Source organism: Sphingosinicella sp. CPCC 101087 (genome assembly GCF_004151485.1).
Taxonomy (GTDB): Bacteria; Pseudomonadota; Alphaproteobacteria; order Sphingomonadales; family Sphingomonadaceae; genus Allosphingosinicella.
In genome coordinates this window covers 24,747-40,611 of record NZ_SBFF01000013.1, presented here as the reverse complement: position 1 = coordinate 40,611, position 15,865 = coordinate 24,747, and the positions used below count along the sequence as shown (strand labels likewise).

The 15,865-nt window shown below is 63.7% G+C and carries 17 protein-coding genes; 11 read left to right on the top strand and 6 right to left on the bottom strand.

All coding sequences use genetic code 11. The annotated features are described in order from the left end of the window. The first annotated feature begins 71 nt into the window (after positions 1–71). The 4 genes from EKM57_RS18760 to EKM57_RS18745 all read left to right on the top strand — a co-directional run bounded on the left by EKM57_RS18760 (position 72) and on the right by EKM57_RS18745 (position 4,366). Positions 72–965 carry a LysR substrate-binding domain-containing protein gene (locus tag EKM57_RS18760; RefSeq protein ID WP_129794061.1) on the top strand — a complete coding sequence of 298 codons (894 nt, stop codon included), beginning with the start codon at positions 72–74 and terminating at the stop codon, positions 963–965. A gap of 189 nt (positions 966–1,154) precedes the next feature. Further along, on the top strand, positions 1,155–2,108 hold the full coding sequence (locus EKM57_RS18755) for an alpha/beta fold hydrolase (protein ID WP_129794173.1): 954 nt from the start codon (positions 1,155–1,157) through the stop codon (positions 2,106–2,108). Positions 2,109–2,339: 231 nt separating this feature from the next. Continuing rightward, positions 2,340–3,290: a hypothetical protein gene (locus EKM57_RS18750; RefSeq protein ID WP_129794060.1), complete on the top strand. Its 951-nt coding sequence runs from the start codon at positions 2,340–2,342 to the stop codon at positions 3,288–3,290. A 143-nt stretch (positions 3,291–3,433) separates the two neighbouring features. Next, on the top strand, positions 3,434–4,366 hold the full coding sequence (locus EKM57_RS18745) for a hypothetical protein (RefSeq protein ID WP_129794059.1): 933 nt from the start codon (positions 3,434–3,436) through the stop codon (positions 4,364–4,366). Here EKM57_RS18745 and EKM57_RS18740 read toward each other — a convergent pair. Further along, positions 4,314–4,706: a GFA family protein gene (locus EKM57_RS18740; protein WP_129794058.1), complete on the bottom strand. Its 393-nt coding sequence runs from the start codon at positions 4,704–4,706 to the stop codon at positions 4,314–4,316. The two genes, EKM57_RS18745 and EKM57_RS18740, sit on opposite strands and share 53 nt — an antisense overlap. 396 nt (positions 4,707–5,102) lie before the next feature. Here EKM57_RS18740 and EKM57_RS18735 point away from each other — a divergent pair, with 396 nt between their 5' ends. Continuing rightward, positions 5,103–5,756 (top strand): hypothetical protein, encoded by a 654-nt coding sequence (locus tag EKM57_RS18735; RefSeq protein ID WP_129794057.1) that lies wholly within the window; start codon positions 5,103–5,105, stop codon positions 5,754–5,756. 135 nt (positions 5,757–5,891) lie between these two features. On the opposite strand, the gene EKM57_RS22320 is transcribed toward EKM57_RS18735, so the two are convergent. From EKM57_RS22320 to EKM57_RS18720, 4 genes are all read right to left on the bottom strand, one after another. After that, entirely contained in the window at positions 5,892–6,113 is a 222-nt protein-coding gene (locus tag EKM57_RS22320; RefSeq protein WP_206185497.1) for a hypothetical protein, read from the bottom strand. A gap of 270 nt (positions 6,114–6,383) precedes the next feature. After that, complete coding sequence (locus EKM57_RS18730) at positions 6,384–6,611, bottom strand: helix-turn-helix domain-containing protein (protein WP_129794056.1); 228 nt, start codon at positions 6,609–6,611, stop codon at positions 6,384–6,386. A gap of 298 nt (positions 6,612–6,909) precedes the next feature. Further along, complete coding sequence (locus EKM57_RS18725; protein WP_129794055.1) at positions 6,910–7,710, bottom strand: hypothetical protein; 801 nt, start codon at positions 7,708–7,710, stop codon at positions 6,910–6,912. 167 nt (positions 7,711–7,877) lie between these two features. Then, entirely contained in the window at positions 7,878–8,636 is a 759-nt protein-coding gene (locus tag EKM57_RS18720) for a Crp/Fnr family transcriptional regulator (protein WP_129794054.1), read from the bottom strand. A gap of 301 nt (positions 8,637–8,937) precedes the next feature. Between EKM57_RS18720 and EKM57_RS18715 the strand changes: the two genes are divergently transcribed. Continuing rightward, on the top strand, positions 8,938–9,255 hold the full coding sequence (locus EKM57_RS18715; protein WP_129794053.1) for a hypothetical protein: 318 nt from the start codon (positions 8,938–8,940) through the stop codon (positions 9,253–9,255). 265 nt (positions 9,256–9,520) lie between these two features. Here the strand turns inward: EKM57_RS18715 and EKM57_RS22815 are convergent, their stop codons facing one another. Continuing rightward, the gene (locus EKM57_RS22815) at positions 9,521–10,060 is read right to left on the bottom strand and encodes an HNH endonuclease (RefSeq protein WP_371414158.1); all 540 of its coding nucleotides are present in this window, start codon (positions 10,058–10,060) and stop codon (positions 9,521–9,523) included. A 1,084-nt stretch (positions 10,061–11,144) separates the two neighbouring features. On the opposite strand from EKM57_RS22815, the gene hxsB reads away from it, so the two are divergent. The 5 genes from hxsB to EKM57_RS18685 are packed head-to-tail and all read left to right on the top strand — an operon-like array spanning position 11,145 to position 15,803. Continuing rightward, positions 11,145–12,554, top strand: a complete 1,410-nt coding sequence (gene hxsB / locus EKM57_RS18705) for a His-Xaa-Ser system radical SAM maturase HxsB (protein ID WP_129794051.1) — start codon at positions 11,145–11,147, stop codon at positions 12,552–12,554. Next, the gene (gene hxsC, locus EKM57_RS18700; protein ID WP_129794050.1) at positions 12,551–13,627 is read left to right on the top strand and encodes a His-Xaa-Ser system radical SAM maturase HxsC; all 1,077 of its coding nucleotides are present in this window, start codon (positions 12,551–12,553) and stop codon (positions 13,625–13,627) included. The genes hxsB and hxsC overlap by 4 nt, the downstream gene beginning before the upstream one ends. Further along, positions 13,585–14,187: a His-Xaa-Ser repeat protein HxsA gene (hxsA, locus tag EKM57_RS22810; protein ID WP_129794049.1), complete on the top strand. Its 603-nt coding sequence runs from the start codon at positions 13,585–13,587 to the stop codon at positions 14,185–14,187. The genes hxsC and hxsA overlap by 43 nt, the downstream gene beginning before the upstream one ends. Further along, on the top strand, positions 14,162–14,557 hold the full coding sequence (locus EKM57_RS18690; protein ID WP_129794048.1) for a TIGR03982 family His-Xaa-Ser system protein: 396 nt from the start codon (positions 14,162–14,164) through the stop codon (positions 14,555–14,557). The genes hxsA and EKM57_RS18690 overlap by 26 nt, the downstream gene beginning before the upstream one ends. Next, positions 14,541–15,803 carry a His-Xaa-Ser system-associated MauG-like protein gene (locus EKM57_RS18685; RefSeq protein ID WP_129794047.1) on the top strand — a complete coding sequence of 421 codons (1,263 nt, stop codon included), beginning with the start codon at positions 14,541–14,543 and terminating at the stop codon, positions 15,801–15,803. Before EKM57_RS18690 ends, EKM57_RS18685 begins: the two co-directional genes overlap by 17 nt. The last annotated feature ends 62 nt before the right edge of the window (positions 15,804–15,865 follow it).

Genomic DNA, 15,865 nt, shown 5'->3' with positions numbered 1-15,865 from the left:
TCATGCCGGCCGGATGCCACCGCGCCCGCCCCTTGACATAGCGCACTGAACGAAGCTCACCTGTGCAAGATATGCACAGCTCGAACTCGCTCCCCCCGCTCGAAGGCCTCAACGCTTTGCTGGCTGCCGCCGACGCCGGATCCTTCACCGCGGCCGCCGAGGCGCTCGGAATCACCCACGGCTCGGTCAGCCGCCGCGTCGCCGCGCTCGAATCCTGGCTCGGCACGTCCTTGTTCGAACGGCACGGCCGCGGCGTGCGCCTCACCCCCGCCGGCCAGCGCTTCGCCGCCGAGGCGCGCCGCGCCTTGGGCGCGTTGGCCCGCAGCGCCGAACATTGGCGCCCCTGGCGCGGCCGCCAGACCGTAAGCCTCAGTGTCGTCCCCGCTTTCGCCCGGCTCTGGCTGCTCCCCCGCCTGGCCGGGCTCGAGCGCGACGACCTCCACGTCAATCTCCTCCTCGAGCACCGCGCGACCCATCTCGACGCCCGCGAGGCCGACATCGCCATCCGCTACGGCCGCGGCGCCTGGGACGGCGTCGACGCCCGCTTGCTCTTCCGCGAAACCCTCGTCCCCGCGGCCGCCCCGGAAATCGCCGCAAGGCTCGGTCGGACCCCCGACACACGTACCGCCGCCGACCTGCTCCATTTCCCCCTCCTCCACGATTCCGACGTCTCGCAATGGCGTGCCTGGCTGGACCGCGCCGGCATTGCCTACCGGCCCCGCTGGAACGACCGCCGGTTCGAGGATTACGACACCGTCCTCGCCGCCGCCGCCAGCGGCCTCGGCATCGCCCTGCTCAGGCTCCCTTTTGCCGCATCCTGGCTCGCGGACGGCCGCCTCGTCCCCGTCGCCGCCCGCGCCGAGCCCAATCCGGCGGCGCATCATGTCTGCCTGCGCGTCGGCGAGTCCCGCAGCGCCGTGCTCGAGCTCGCCGAGCGCCTATCCCGGGCGGCGCCCGAGGCCTGAGCCGGAGGGGCCGATCGGCCGGCGGTCCGGACCTTGTCGCCACCCGGCAAACCAGGCCTTTCCGTCGCCCCGGCCCTTCGGCTGCCTGCAAGGAAAAAAATAATCGGCCCCCTTTGTCGGTTTGCGCCGGGCCCGCCCGTCCTTGGGCTGTCCAACCCGGCCCGAGCGCCGAAGCCAAGGGAGTGAATGATGCTGAGATCCACGATCGTCGCCATGCTCGCCGCCACCGCTGCAGCGATCGCGACTCCTTCGGCCGCTCATGCCGGGGAGACGAACACGACCCGCACGGCCAGCCAGGCCCCAGCCCGGAGCGGCCATGTCGAGGCCAATGGCGTGAACTATTATTACGAGATCCATGGCGAGGGCGAGCCGCTGCTTCTGCTCCACGGCGGCCTTGGCTCGATCGACATGTTCGCGCCGATCCTGCCGATCCTGTCGCGGCATCGCCAGGTGATCGCCGTCGACCTGCACGGCCATGGCCGCACTTCGCTCGGCGAGCGCCGGATCGACGTGTCGGACATCGGCGACGATCTCGACATCGTCGTGAAGGCGCTCGGCTACGACGAGGTCGACGTGCTCGGCTATTCCTTCGGCGGCTGGTCCGCCTTCCGGCTGGCCGTCCAGCACCCGGATACGGTCCGCCGACTGGTGCTCGTCGCGTCCAACCTGGCGCGCGACGGCTTCTTCCCCGAAATGCTTCCGCAGCAGGCGCAGGTGAACGCCGCGATGGCGCCGGCGATGCGGGACACGCCGATGTACAAATCCTATGCCGCGGTCGCGCCGGACCCCGGCGAATTCCCCCGGCTGCTCGACAATATGGGCGATCTCATGCGCGCCCCCTACGACTGGCGCGAGGATGTCGGGCGGCTCGGCATGCCCGTCATGCTCGTCTACGGCGACAGCGACATGATCCGCCCCGAACATATCGTCGACATCTACCAGCGCCTGGGCGGCGGCCTCAGGGACGCCGGCTGGCAGCGCGAGCACATGTCCCGCAACCGCCTCGCCATCCTCCCCGGCCTCACCCATTACGAAGTCGGCCTCGCGCCCGAAATGGCGCGCACCGTGCTGCCCTTCCTGGACGGCACGAGCGAAGCCCCGAACTGGGCCGCGCAGGTCGACGCGCAGACCGGCGGCCACTGATCCCGGCTCCCCCCGGACCCTCCGCCGCGCCGCCCCCCCGGCGCGGCGGTTCTTTGCCTGTTCCGCGCCGGCTGCCCGGCTGGAACCGTGCCGGCCGGCGCTGCCCCGATCGTCACCCCGGCGCAGGCCTGGGTCCAGACTGGCTGATCACTCGCACCGGCGTTGAATCTCCCCCGAACGCGCCCGTCCGGCCCTGCGGCTGGACCGGATCCTTGCGCCGGCAGGATCCGCATGGAATCACAGGATCATGCGGCGAGTGGCAGCGTGGTTCGAGCGATGAAGAGCGGAGCGATCATCTCGGCTTTCGCCATGATCTCTGCCGCTCTTGTTCCGGATTCGAAGCTGCGCGCACAGGAGAGCCTTCCTTCGGACTTGTCGCCGGCGAACCAGGTGACTTTCATGTGCCCGTTCTTCGACATCCGGTCCGTCCCGGATCTCCGGCGCGAGATCCGGGAGGTGTATGAAGGGACGATTTCGTCGGACCCGCGGCCATTCCCGCTCACCGACCTGATGCGGTTGGCGTCCCATGAACTGCCGAAACTCTACATACTGACGGGGAACTGGTACGATTTGCACTCGCTGCGGCAGGAATATCGGGTGGTGCTTGGTCGCAGCCCCCAATTCGACGTCACACTCAGGTTCCACGCGGCGCTGTTTGAGCGCGACTCCGGTGCGATGCGGGAAGTCGCGGCGCTCGCTTCGCCATCCGGGGCCGAACCGTTCCTGGCGCCCGTTGCCGAGCTGCCCGAGCTTGCGGCGCTCTATGCGGAGCTGTTCGAGGGTGGGGACGGGCTGGATGCGGCCTTCGATCGCCTGGACCGCACGGCGGCAGCTCGGGCGGCGAGCCTCGCGGCCGAGGCGGACGATCGACAGACGGAGGAAAGGTCCGGCGACCGCGAGCGGCTGTCCCTCGCCTGGCTCGATTTCCATCTCGCCCGTATCGCCAGCCGAAGGCCGGGGCGAAGCGCGTCGGCGGCCGGCCATCTGGCACGGGCCGCCGACCTCGTGTCGCCGCGGTGCCAGCCTCGGACGCGCCTGTACTTCCGTACGCTGGCGTCGCGGCAGTCCCCTTGCGACGGGAACGATCTGGACGAACGGGTCGACGTCTATCTCTGCTGGCTTCCCGAGGCGATTCTGGATGACGGCTCCGGCCGGGCGAGCCGAAGAAAGCCGGCCGGTTGATCTCCGGTTCGCCGGGCCGGGAAAAGCCGCGGTCCGGACGGCCTCGCCATCATCCTCGGGCGTTCGCGTGAGGGCCCGCTCACATGGCCCGCTTTCCGCGAAACGACACCGCCGTTCGATGACCTGACGCGTTATACGGGCTTATGAACATTCGCGCTTCAGCGGCGGCCCTGGGCCTGATCCTCTCCTCCGTCGCGCCTTCGCAGCTGCAGGCCCGGGAAGGCATCGTCCCGTCGGAAACGGACCCTGTTATGATCATCAGCCAATGTCCGTTCTACGATCTTCCACGCGTCGTGGATCTTCGTGAAGCGATCCAGCATACGTATGATGGGACGATCTCCTCCGATCCGTTGCCCTTTGCACTGAGTAGCTTTCACGCGTTGCTGTCCTTCCACCTGCCGCAACTTCATCTCCTCACCGGCAATTGGAAGGCCTTCGACGGGTCGCTGGTGGACCAGAAGCTGCTTCGCCGTCTTCCGCCCGATCATGGGGTCTTCAGCTTCCACCGGGCGCTTCGTGGCCGCGATGCGGACGCCATGCGGGAAATCGCGGCGGGCGGGCCGCAGCGCGAGAGCCAGCCGATCCTGGCGCCGATCGCCGAGTTGCCCGAGCTGGCCGCGCTCTACGCGGCGCTGTTCGACCAAGGCGACGGGTTGGAAGCGGCCCTGGACCGCTTGAGCCGGACGGCCGCGGCAAGGGCGGCGGCTCTTGCCCGGGCGCCGGACGACCGCCAGCGCGAGCAGAGGCGCGGCGACCGCGAGCGGATCTCGCTGGCCTGGCTCTATTTCCATCTCGCCCGCATCGCCGCCCAGGTGCCGGGACGGGGCGGCTCGTCGGCCGGCTACCTGGCTCAGGGCGCAAGCCTCCTGTCGGCGCCATGCCAGCCTCGCATGCTCGAATATTTCCGCTCGATCGCGCGGGGGCAGTCGCCTTGCGAAGGCGGAGATCTGGCCGAAGAGGTCGATGTCTATGTCTGCTGGCTTCCGGAGGCGATCCTGAGGCCGGCCGCAGCCTTCCCGCGACCTACGGCTCGAAGCGGCTCGCTGGGTCCCGATCGCGCTCATGGCGTCTCGTGAGCGGGAAAGGCGGCAGCCAGGATTCGCGGCGGACGATCCAGCTTTCGTAGGTCGGCGTCAGCAGATCGGGGGCATCCAGCGCGCCCAGATTCACTTCGATCTCGTCCGCGCTGCGCCCGAAGACGGACGATCCGCAGCGGGGACAGAAGAACCGCCCTTCATAGTCGCGCGTCTCGCCCTCGATCGTCACCGCATCCTCGGGGAATATCGCCGAAGCGTGGAACAGCGCGCCGTGATGCTTGCGGCAGTCGAGGCAGTGGCAAAGGCCGACCCGGTACGGGCGCCCCGACGCCACGATCCGGACGTTGCCGCACAGGCAACCGCCGGTGACACGATCCATGCTGCGTCTCCTCTCGGCTCGGGCGGGCGAACGTTTACGGCGGATCTGATCGAGCGTCCACGAATGGCCCCGCTCGCGGCCTCGATTCCTTGTTCGGGGACCGTTTCCTGGATGGCCCTTGCCGGGACGCAATTCCGGTGCGACGACAAGGCGGCTCGGTGATGAGGCAGCTTTGCGTTGGCGCCTATGAAGACTCGTCCTGCAGTCTCGGCTCTGGGTCTGATCGCGACCTTCGTTTCGAGTCCGCAACTTCCGGCTCAGGACAGCGCCCCGCCTCGGCACCCGCCTCCTGAGCGGATTACCTATACATGCCCGTTTTACGATCTTCCGCGGGTCACGGACCTCCGTCGCAATATCGAGGGCGCGTATGACTCGACGCTCTCGTCCGATCCGCTGATGTTTCCGCTGAACACCTTCCACACCTTGTCGTCTTTCGAGCTGCCGAAATTCTACGTTCTCACCGGGAATTGGCGGGCGCTGGGCTCGTCACGCGGTGAATATCAGGCAGTGCTCGGCCGTCGTTCGCCGCTCGATCCGGTCCTGAGGTTCCACCAGGCGCTTCGGGAACGCGATTCCGATGCCATGCGGGAAATCGCCGTTGGCGGGCCTTTGCGGGAGACCGAACCGTTCCTGGCGCCCGTTGCCGAGCTGCCTGGCCTCGCCGGTCTCTATGCGCAGCTGTTCGAGGGTGGGGAAGGACTGGAAACCGCCTTCGATCGCCTGGGCCGGTCGGCCGAGGCGAGCGCGGCGCGCCTTTCGCGTGGGGCAGGCGAACGACAATCCCGGGAACGTCCGGGAGATCGGGAGCGGCTGTCCCTCGCCTGGCTCAACTTCCATCTGGCGCGCGTCGGCAGCCGGATTCCGGGGCGGAGCGAGTCGTCGGCCGGTTATCTGACCAAGGCGGCAAATCTCCTGTCGCCGGCCTGCCAGCCTCGCACGCTCGAATATTTTCGGACGATCGCGTCGGGGAAGCCGCCCTGCGACGGGGAAGCTCTGGTCGAGGAGGTCGACGTCTACGTCTGCTGGCTTGCCGAGCCGATGCCCGAGTGACGTTCGGCGCGGAAAAGGGCGGGACGACGTCGGCCCGACCCGATCCGGCTACGGCTCCGCGGCAAGCGAGGAGGAGACCTCTCGCCCCCGTCTCCTCCTCGCGCCGCGGCCGGGGCCACGACCGCGGCTGCCCGATCAGTCCGCCCGGATGCCGGCTTCGTTCCAGCCCGAGGCGATCGCCGCCGTCGAGCCCGCCGCGACCGATCCCAGCGCCAACAGGGCGACCAGGACCTGCATCAAAGCGGCGGAAGAAGCGGTCGAGCGTCTCCTGATCATGACGGCATTGCCTTTCACCTCACCTTGCGTGACGCCGCCTTTGTCGCCGATGGGCGGCGGGTCGTCGGTGGCACAGGCCACAGGCTGAATGTGATTTTTACCACGTCGCCGCGGCGCTCGGACCGAAACTCAAGGCTTGTTCGCGTACTCCCCCCAAGCGAGGGCCCGGCGCTCCCGCTCCCCGGAAATCGTCACCCCGGCCCTTCGGCTGCCTGCAAGGCAGGCGCTCAGGATAAACTTCAGCCTGCGGCTGAAGGCCTGGGTCCAGTCCTCGCGAAGGACTCCGGGGCCCGGCCTGGAAACCGGCCGCCGCCGCTACGACGAGAGGCTCGAAGCCCGGCGCGGCACGGCCTAGGCCGCTGCGGTCGCCCCCATGGCGGCCGGCGCGGCGCGCTCGACCATCTCGACGTCGACGGCCGCCGCCCGGACGATCTCGGCCAGCCGCGCGACGTCCAGGATCGCCAGCCTGCGTCCCTGCTGCGCCACGATTCCCTCGAGCTGGAGATATTGGAGCTCGCGGGTCACCGCCTCGCAATGGCTGCCGATCCGGCCGGAGCGGCCAAGTGATCCCGCCGACATGCACGGCCGCGGCCGCACTCGGCTCGGCGACCGCAGGATGGATGTGGTCGACATTGGCGACGACCTGGACCTGATTATGTGCGGTGTTCGGCTCATCAAGAGGCCGGCACACGATTGGAAAGGATGCTGACGAAGCTCATCGTCGCCATCGAAGCCAGCCAGTCGTGCGGAGCCACCTTCCGCCCGGCTTTTAGGGATCTCGCCGGTGGGCTTCGTTCGGTTGGCGCTCAGCCTTGTAGGGCTGCTTAGTGGGAATGGGCGTCTCGGTAACGAGGCGCTCACTCTTAATTGATCAGCTCTATCGCCATGCTGTGTGGACTCTGTAGGACTTTAAATGTCCGTCTGCCGACGTGACGCGGGACACGCTCAAATTCACGGGTTCAAATCGGTCACGGGCGAGGGCGGCCAAGCTGTCTGCCAGGCACATGATTGCGGGTTTGGAAAGTGAGGCTTCAGGATAGAATGGTACTGATACCGCATCCATATTACCAATTAATCTACCTGTCCCAGTGCGGGCATTGAATCTGCTCACAGCCGAGGAGATTTGTATCTTCTTATCCTCTACTAGCTCCGTTTCGATGTACCGAAGCGTGGATTCATTAAACGTAGCCAGGTTCGTCCTGCCAGTCATTACATGCACGGTTAGACCTTGGTGTTTTACGGGTGCATGTACTCTCTTGAGTGCTTCGTCCAACCGCTCTTGGAGATCATCATTTTTTTGCTCTAGATCACGGGCTATTCGTGTGGACTTCCGGTATTTCAAGGCAAATGGGACGCCGGCGCCGCTGACAAGCGCCCATTTCAAGAGATCGTACAGCGCATTTTTACCGATGTCGTTGAACGTGGCGATAATCTCGGGATTGGTGATTAATAGATGAAGGACCTGATCCCAGCCTCCCCGCCGGCTTGTGCCCATCACAATTCGAAATCCCTTGGCTGACGGTGCTTGTGTGATGATGTCACGGTTAAAAAACGCGTGCAATGATATGAGAAGCATCTGAGACAAGCCAAGTAGGGACTGTGCGCCATAGTAATGGTCCAAGCCGTCGAACCGCCGCCTGCCATCCATATAATTTACGTGGAACTTCAGCTCAATCATAGGTGTGACCTCCCCTCCCGATCAGCTATGGCATATAAACCAAACTCCGTTGAGATCTAATTAACTACACTCTCTATCAGGTGTGTGAAGACTAGGGGCTCGCACTGGCGCCGGCATGCGCGTTCCACCCTCGAAAGGGAGGGCATTCGGACTGACGTGGCTTCGGTCTAAGCCGATAACTGTCCAACCGCCGCCGGCCCCACGGCGGCCGGCGCGGCGCGCTCGACCATCTCGACGTCGCCGGCCGCCGCCCGGACGATCTCGGCCAGCCGGGCGACGTCCAGGATCGCCAGCCTGCGTCCCTGCTGCGCCACGATCCCTTCGCGCTGGAGATATTGGAGCTCGCGGGTTACCGCCTCGCGATGGCTGCCGATCCGGCCGGCGAGATGGACGTGGGTCGGCGCCGGCGCGATCACCGCCTGGTTGTCGGCGATCCCCGCCGTGATCCCGAGCCGCAGCAGCTCGCAATGCAGCCGGTTGCGCACGGCGAGCGCGTTCAGCTCGAACAGCTTCTCCGTCAGCAGCCTGATATGGCCGACGAACCGCCGCGCGATCCATTCGGCGCTTGCCGGATCGGCGAACACCGCCGCGCGGAAGATCGGGCCGGGAAAGGCGGCGAGCGTGCAGGGCGAAACCACCTCGACCGTCGCCGTGCGCGGCTGGTCGTCCAAAGCGGCGAACTCGCCGATCAGCTCGCCCGGGCCGAGGTCGCCCAAGATGACCTCGCGACCGCTCGGGGAGTGCAGCTCGGCCCGCGCCTGGCCCTCGATGATCAGGTAGAGGTCGCTGCTGCGCTCGCCATGGCCCATGACGATATGGCCGGCCGGCCGCTGCACGATCCGCGCATGCGGCCTCAGCCGCTCTCCCAGCGGATGCGGCAGCATGCTGTCCAGCGCGTCGAGCGACGGGTATGCGTTCGGGGCCATGCTTTCTCCTAGCAGCATGGAAGCGCGGCGGTCACCCTGAAGCGATCGCCATGATCGCCGACCCGAGCGGCTGTCCCGTGGCGCAAGGCCCGCTGCCGCGCACCACGACCGGGGCGATCACCGGCCGAAGCGCCTCAGGGCTGCCGCCCGGCACGGGTCCGCCATGACCAATCCGCCCGCTCGAAGCAGGGGCTTCGTCGCGTCTGAAAGGCAGGCCGGCGTAACTGAATGGCCGTTCATCCACTTCCCGCGGGGCGAGGCGTTGGATGCGGATCGAGTAACTTTCCGAGGAGTATCAGTTATGTACAGGATCATGATGGCTGCGGCCGCTGCCGCAACACTGGCCGCCGCCCCGGCCGCCGCCCAGACGCAGCAGGGTCTCGTGAACGTCAACATCACGGATCTCGAGATCATCAAGAACTCGCTCAACGACAACAATGTCGCAATTGCGGTGCCGGTGAACGTGCAGGTTCCGATCGGCGTCGCCGCCAATGTGTGCGGGATCAGCGTGCTCGCGATCCGCGAGCAGAATAACGAGTGCACCGCGCAGAGCGCCTCGACGGCGCTGGGCCAGGCTGTCTCGCGACAGGTGCTGAACCAGAAGAACCGAAACAACTAACCACTGGTCTATGTACTTGGGGGGCGGCTCTTCGCGCGGGGCCGCCCCCGATGATTGCGAAAGTCGCTCTGCGGCCCACGCTTAGCCTCGATGACCTGTAAAGGTCGCTGTTCTCGGCGTGTCGAACACTCATCGCCATCCCAGCAAAGTGCCGAGCACGTTGAAGAGTGGGGTCAGAAGGACGCACCAATCAGGACGGCCATTCAAATCCACGCCCAACTACGGTATCCGTCGGAGCTATTACGGAAGGGGCCGGCTTCTTCTGTTAGTGAATCGATCTCTTAGCGATGAGGGGCAAGTCGGCGATCGTCACCCGTTCCACGGCTTGGACTAGGGCCAGAAGCCGGTCGTTAATGGCGACGGCCGAAGCGCCGTAGTGTGCTTCACGATGACAGTTAGGGCAAATCGCGGCCACGGACCCAGGTGAATCTGGCCCGCCATCTGTGAGTCGCTTAATGTGGTGGACCTCCAGGAATGGAAGCCCTGCCGGTGTTTCGAATGGCGCACCTTCATTGCAAGACTCGCAGCGACCATTGGCTCGCGCCAGAGCGTAGTCGCGGACCGTCTTGCTGCGCACGTATGATGCAACCACAGCATCTTTGGCCTGGACACCCTCTGGCGCCTTTGCCGCAGCGTAGGCTCGCGCGCGCAACTGGTTGAATTCCTCAGTGGTCCTAGGAACTTCCGGCAGTGCTTCGACAATCGGGTCTGCCGCGAGGTTCAAAGGCACCAAACGAAAGACTATTGCCTTCCGCAGGAACCCATTGGTGTCCGGGAGCTGTTGGTCCGTCCAACCGGCGCACATGAACTGGCCAGTGAAGCGGACTGGCCTGCCTTTTCCTGTGGTCTCGAAAAGAAGGATATCGCGGCTGAGAGACGCATGAGAGGCGATTGCTCGGTTGCCTCTTTTCAATACCATGTCGCCGGTGCGTCCCTCCCCGCAGTAGCTGAACGAGCCATCCGGTTGCCAGCCGTCAGCATAGCCGTGCTTCAAGCCACTTTCGCCCGTAAACGCGAAAACCGCTCCCACACTCTGGGGTGTCGAAATCCCTCCCTGCTCCTGCCCACCATACCTTGCGTGAATGTCATTCCGGCGGCTGTAAAGTCGGCCTGGAATGAACGGCCATTGCGGCATGATAGTCCTCCAATCTCCCTTTGGAGGACTCTAGCGTCTTCATCGTGGTGAGCAACATGCATGCCTACGCTGGTTGCCGGCCGTGCTCGTCTTTCACGAGCTCGACGCCTGGAGCCGTTCGGGCAATATCTCAGCACTTGCGCACGGTGTCCTAACCGTTGGTACTTGCGCGTGAGCTTGAGCGTTATTGGCGCCACGCAACATTCCAGTGGGTGCATTGTCGCCGCATTCCTTTCTACGCGAGGAGACGCCGATTATAAGCTCGGTGGCGGGATGGCTGGCCGGCTGCGACGGAATAAGAGTAGCTCGAGGGATCATGATCCTTCCCCCGAGTGTCCAGCCGAACACCTCCGCTATTTCTTCAGCTTCTCGCGACCGTCGATTGCGGCGTGCGCTTCTGCGACAATGTTGGGAGGCCATGCTTCTGTTGCCATACCCAAAGACTTTCGGTTATAGTAGTGGCATGGGGGAGTGCTTTGCTCAGCAGGGGGAAGAGGCCAAGGGAGCAGGCGTCCGAGCTTAGGCTTGCGCTTGTTTCGCCAGGGTGTGCGCGCATCGAAGATGCGCTCGTGCGTCTTGCTGACACGTTTCCGGGAATTGATTGGCAAATTGATGAGGATTCGGTCCTCCTCGATTCTGCTGGCTACGATTCTTGTCGTCTCTTATTAGCTTGGGATGCTCTTCTCTTAGGTGAGCATATTTTCGAGCGATCTCGCGGCTTCCGGACGCTCGTGCACGAACAGTTGTTCGGTCGATGATAGTGTTGCCGCTACGGGTCCGTCCGTCGGGCAAGGAGAGTCTCCTCTTTGCGAACGATGCCGGACAATTCTTCCAGGGCGACAGAGCCTTCCTTCGCCGCTATGCTTTCGATGAACTGACGGCGGAGGACATCTCATTCCTCAGCGAGCGAGGGCAGGCGTTCGATGATATCGATTCGCTCGGATTTGCTTCACACCTTCATGGCTGTGCTCGCCGCATCACCTCGCCCACTACCCTCGATTACCTGATTCTGGTCCCGACCCTGCGCTGCAATCTCGCTTGCTCCTACTGCCAGGTGTCGCGTGCCAGCCTTGAGAGTCGAGGATATGATTGGAGCGACGAGACGCTTGCCGCGGTCCTCACTTTAATCGATCGGCTCGATGCGGGGGCGGTGAAGTTGGAGTTTCAAGGCGGAGAGCCCACGCTTCGGCCCGACCTCATCGCCTCCGTGATCGAACGGTGCGAGCGCTTTGCAGATAAGTCCTTCGTCATCTGCACCAACCTCTCGTGCCTCGACGAAGATGTGATGAGGATCTTTGACCGACCAGACGTCCTCATCAGCACGTCCCTGGACGGGAGTGAATTCACCCACCAACAGAACCGCACCGCCACAGCAGAAAAGACGCGGACTTTCTTTGCCAACTTGGAGTTCGTTCTGGACAGATACGGACCAGACAAGGTTTCGGCGCTCCCCACGCTCGATCCTCTCAATCCGCCACAAGTCGAAACGCTGGTAGAGGCCTTTGCTTCCCGCCGGCTTCCCAGCATCTACTTGCGGCCGATCAACTACCAGGGATTTGCGCGAAAGCGCCACCCCGACAGCCGAGCGCAAGATGATCGTTGGCGCGAATATTACGAAAGCTTCGTTCAGGCCATCATCGCGCGCAACTGGAGCGATCCTTCGATCGTCCTTGAGGAGACCTACCTCTCCTTGTGCCTCCGCCGAATTTTCCAACCAGGACACGACCGTCATGTCGACCTGCGCAATCCTAATCCGGTCGGGCGTGACTATATCGTGATCGACCATGACGGGGTCGTCTATCCTACGGACGAGGCCCGAATGCTTGCCCGTTCGGGTGTCGTCGATCTGGCCATTGGCCATGTCGCATCCGGCTGGGATACTGAGCAGCGAGCTGTCCTGGACTGCGCGTCAACCAACCAATTCGATCCGGACTGTCAGCGGTGCACCTATCAACCCTTTTGCGGGCGCGACCTTGTTGACGATCTGGCTCGCTACGGCCGAATTGACGTGCCACGCCGGGAGACTGAATTCTGCCGGCGGCACCTCCATGTGTTCGATTTCGCGTTCCGGCTAATCTATTCTGATGATCCTGCCACGCGCTACTCGCTCGCTCGCTGGTTGGACCTCGGCGGCGACCTTCCAGACTTGGCAGTGTCGCGATGATCCCGCTTACACTTCAGGCTCGCTCTGATGCCCCGGCACCATTTGTGACGCGCCTTTCCTGTTCGCAAGCGGGTGGCGTCGACGTAAGCCGACTGCAGGCCGAAGCAAACGACACCCTCCTTTTTGCCGGCGATCAGGGCCTCATCGAAATTGTCGGACAACCGAGTGCGGCTCTCGATGGCGACGTCGTTCTGGTAGATCCAGGTGCCGAGAGCGCCCACCGCCTGCTACGTGCAGGCTCCCGTCATAACACGCTCATGGTCACCGAGCGCTGCGATCAACTGTGCATCATGTGCTCACAGCCGCCGAAAAAGACACATCAAGACCGCTTCGCATATTTCGAACGAGCCTGTCTGCTGGCGGCCCATGGGGAAACGATTGGGCTCTCAGGCGGCGAGCCGACTCTCTACAAGGAGCGGCTCTTGGCTTTTCTCGAGTACGTGATCGAACGTCGGCCCGATCTTTCCTTCCATGTTCTCACCAACGGCCAGCATTTTGAGGAAGCCGAGATCGACCGCCTCGCTGACCGGCGATTTCGCAACGTCGTCTGGGGCATACCCCTTTATGCCGCCGAGCCTTCGCTTCACGATCAGATCGTTGCCAAATCGGGCGCCTTCCTCCGGCTCGAGCGCAGCCTGCGGCACCTCATCATGGCCGGGGCACGGGTGGAACTGCGCACGGTTGTGCTGCAACCTAACTGGACTGCCCTTGATGCGCTTGCATGTCACGTCACCACTTACCTGCGCTTCGTCGAACAATGGTCGATCATGCAGCTCGAGAACATCGGCTTTGCACGAGGACGATGGAGCGCGCTTTATGTCGACCCGTCAGCTGAGTTCGGCCCGCTTGCGCAAGCTATCGATCGGGCGCTCCTGTTCGGTGTCCGACCGGCCCTGTTCAACTTTCCACGATGCAGTGTACCCCAACCTTACCGGAAGTTCGCCATCGCCTCGATCTCGGACTGGAAGCAGAAGTTTGCACCCGACTGCTGCTCATGCGCTGAGCGATCCGACTGCTCAGGCTTCTTCGAATGGCATCCGCAAGAGTTGTTGGAGAAGGTAGTGCCGATATGAGCAAAAGGACCTTCATCATACCGAGCCTCGCGGTAGCGGGCTTTACCCAATCGATCCCCGCCGAAGCCGCGTTCGTGCAGGCTACGAGTGGTTCGGGCGGAGACGGGTTGAACCGAGACGGTCTCTTTCATCGGTTCCGGCTGGATCACGCTATCTCGCTTGCCCAGCACCGCTCACATTCGAGTCATGCCTCCCATGGTAGCCACCGCTCGGGCGCTTCCGGGCGGGTGCGCACGCCCTCGGCGCCCAGGACGACGCCGCGCGCGCCGCGGCCTTCGACACCCGCGCCGTCGCGCAACCAGCGCAGCACACCCCCTTCCAGTGTACTTCCGTCCTCGCCAGCCATAGCGCCCTCGCGCGAGGCCACTTCGGTCCAGAGCATCGTTCGGCAGGTGCAACTCGCCCTCCAAGCGCTCGGCTACTATACGGGTACAATCGACGGAATATCGGGGCCACAAACCCGCGCCGCGATAGTGCGCTATCAGACCGATTATAGCCTCAAAGTTACCGGCACCATCACTCCAGAGGTCCTCAATGCGCTTCGGATCTTGGCGCAATAAAGCCTCTCACCTCGGCGCATTTGCGCTCGGACTAGCCGTCGCCTGGCCGGCCATGCCGCTATGGCGCGAGGCTATCATGGCATGGCACCAAGACCGCTATGGCGCACTCGTTTACCAGTGCGATTTCGCGATGCGGGAGCATTTTACGGCCCGACAGGAGGCATCGGCGCGTCCTTCGCTTCAGGCGGGCCTGGCTCTCCATTCTGCCGAGATCGCGCTCCTCGACTGTCAAGATTACGACATCTACCAAAAGTGGCTGATGCAATGGGGACTTCGCGAGCCGGAACTTCAGCGTATGCGTCTCGAGGCAATTGAGGCGAAGGCGAGCGACTTATTCGAAGTGGTGGAGACGCATGAAATCCGCTACTGAGCCGTTACGCTCTGCGCTACTATTTCTCGCGCTTTTCGGGCTATCAGCCTGCGATTCGAGCGAAGGAGGCGCGCCGGCTGCCGCCGACGCATTGTCCAGCGATACGCTCCGCCATCAGGTCCTGCGCAGTGCTGCATTGCGCTACGGCTTAGTGCGACCATCTGAACTGGAGATTGCGGGCCAGCCAACACGGCAGGCGGTGGGCGAGAAGCTGTTTGCTTCCGAGCTGCTCAGCCTTAACGGCGAGATCTCCTGTCAATCCTGTCACCTAGATCGATTCGGCTCGGCGGACGGCCTTCCAAACGGCATCGGCGTAGGGGGTGTTGGCGAAGGGCATGAGCGTCTTCGAAGCGGTGGGCTCATCGTGCCACGCAACGTACTTCCGTTGTGGGGCAGGGGAAGCCGCGGGTTCGACACATTATTCTGGGACGGCAAGGTGCAGCTGACCGAGACGGGCATCGTCAGCCAGTTCGGCGATCGCCCGCCATCGAGCGATCCGCTCACTCTCGCCGCCCATCTGCCGTTCGTCGAGCTTCGAGAGATGATCCTCGACACTGATGAGATTCGACAAACGCTCGCGACTGAAGAAGTGGACGCTGCGGAGCGTGTCTTTGAAGAATTGGCTCGGCGCGTCCGCAACGACGTCGAGCTCGGGCCGGCCGTCGCAGGCGCGTTCAGGATCCGGGTTTCTGAGATCCATTTTCGACATGTGGCGGTGGCAATCGCCGAATTTATTCGCCACCGCTTCCGCGTGCAGCCCACCAAGTTGCACCGTTTCGTCTTTGACGATGGCCCGATCAGGCAGGCCGAGCTTCGGGGCGGGATCATCTTCTACGGCAAAGGCCGCTGTTCATCCTGCCATGCCGGTCCCTACTTCACCGACTTCGATTTCCATGCGGTCCCTTTCCCGCAAGCTGGATTCGGCAAGAACGGGTTTGGTGTCGACCAGGGCCGCTACAACGTGACCTTCGCGCCGGAGGACCGCTACCGGTTTAGGACTCCCCCGCTGTACAACGTCACGCGAACGGCACCTTATTCGCACTCCGGCTCGGTGGCTGACCTGCGTCGCGCAATTGTCTACCATTTTGATCCACTACGCTACATGGACCCATCTCAAATGACCGGACCGGAGCGGCTGGAGGAGTACCGAAGGCTTGGCGTCTCCGCAGTCGAGCCGCTTCCAGCAAGCCTCTCTGATCAGGAGGTAGACGATGTGATTGCCTTCCTTGGCATGCTCGAATTTTAGCCGACTTTGCCGATGTGGGGGGCGAGAATGGATGTTAGGCATTGGGGTCGCCTATTGGCAGG

Bases quoted from the DNA above. Each gene is read 5' to 3' on its own strand.
- EKM57_RS18760 (WP_129794061.1), top strand. From the start codon at position 72: ATGCACAGCTCGAACTCGCTCCCCCCGCTCGAAGGCCTCAACGCTTTG.
- EKM57_RS18755 (WP_129794173.1), top strand. From the start codon at position 1,155: ATGCTGAGATCCACGATCGTCGCCATGCTCGCCGCCACCGCTGCAGCG.
- EKM57_RS18750 (WP_129794060.1), top strand. From the start codon at position 2,340: ATGGAATCACAGGATCATGCGGCGAGTGGCAGCGTGGTTCGAGCGATG.
- EKM57_RS18745 (WP_129794059.1), top strand. From the start codon at position 3,434: ATGAACATTCGCGCTTCAGCGGCGGCCCTGGGCCTGATCCTCTCCTCC.
- EKM57_RS18740 (WP_129794058.1), bottom strand. From the start codon at position 4,706: ATGGATCGTGTCACCGGCGGTTGCCTGTGCGGCAACGTCCGGATCGTG.
- EKM57_RS18735 (WP_129794057.1), top strand. From the start codon at position 5,103: ATGTTTCCGCTGAACACCTTCCACACCTTGTCGTCTTTCGAGCTGCCG.
- EKM57_RS18730 (WP_129794056.1), bottom strand. From the start codon at position 6,611: ATGTCGGCGGGATCACTTGGCCGCTCCGGCCGGATCGGCAGCCATTGC.
- EKM57_RS18725 (WP_129794055.1), bottom strand. From the start codon at position 7,710: ATGATTGAGCTGAAGTTCCACGTAAATTATATGGATGGCAGGCGGCGG.
- EKM57_RS18720 (WP_129794054.1), bottom strand. From the start codon at position 8,636: ATGGCCCCGAACGCATACCCGTCGCTCGACGCGCTGGACAGCATGCTG.
- EKM57_RS18715 (WP_129794053.1), top strand. From the start codon at position 8,938: ATGTACAGGATCATGATGGCTGCGGCCGCTGCCGCAACACTGGCCGCC.
- EKM57_RS22815 (WP_371414158.1), bottom strand. From the start codon at position 10,060: ATGTGCGCCGGTTGGACGGACCAACAGCTCCCGGACACCAATGGGTTC.
- hxsB (WP_129794051.1), top strand. From the start codon at position 11,145: ATGATAGTGTTGCCGCTACGGGTCCGTCCGTCGGGCAAGGAGAGTCTC.
- hxsC (WP_129794050.1), top strand. From the start codon at position 12,551: ATGATCCCGCTTACACTTCAGGCTCGCTCTGATGCCCCGGCACCATTT.
- hxsA (WP_129794049.1), top strand. From the start codon at position 13,585: ATGGCATCCGCAAGAGTTGTTGGAGAAGGTAGTGCCGATATGAGCAAA.
- EKM57_RS18690 (WP_129794048.1), top strand. From the start codon at position 14,162: ATGCGCTTCGGATCTTGGCGCAATAAAGCCTCTCACCTCGGCGCATTT.
- EKM57_RS18685 (WP_129794047.1), top strand. From the start codon at position 14,541: ATGAAATCCGCTACTGAGCCGTTACGCTCTGCGCTACTATTTCTCGCG.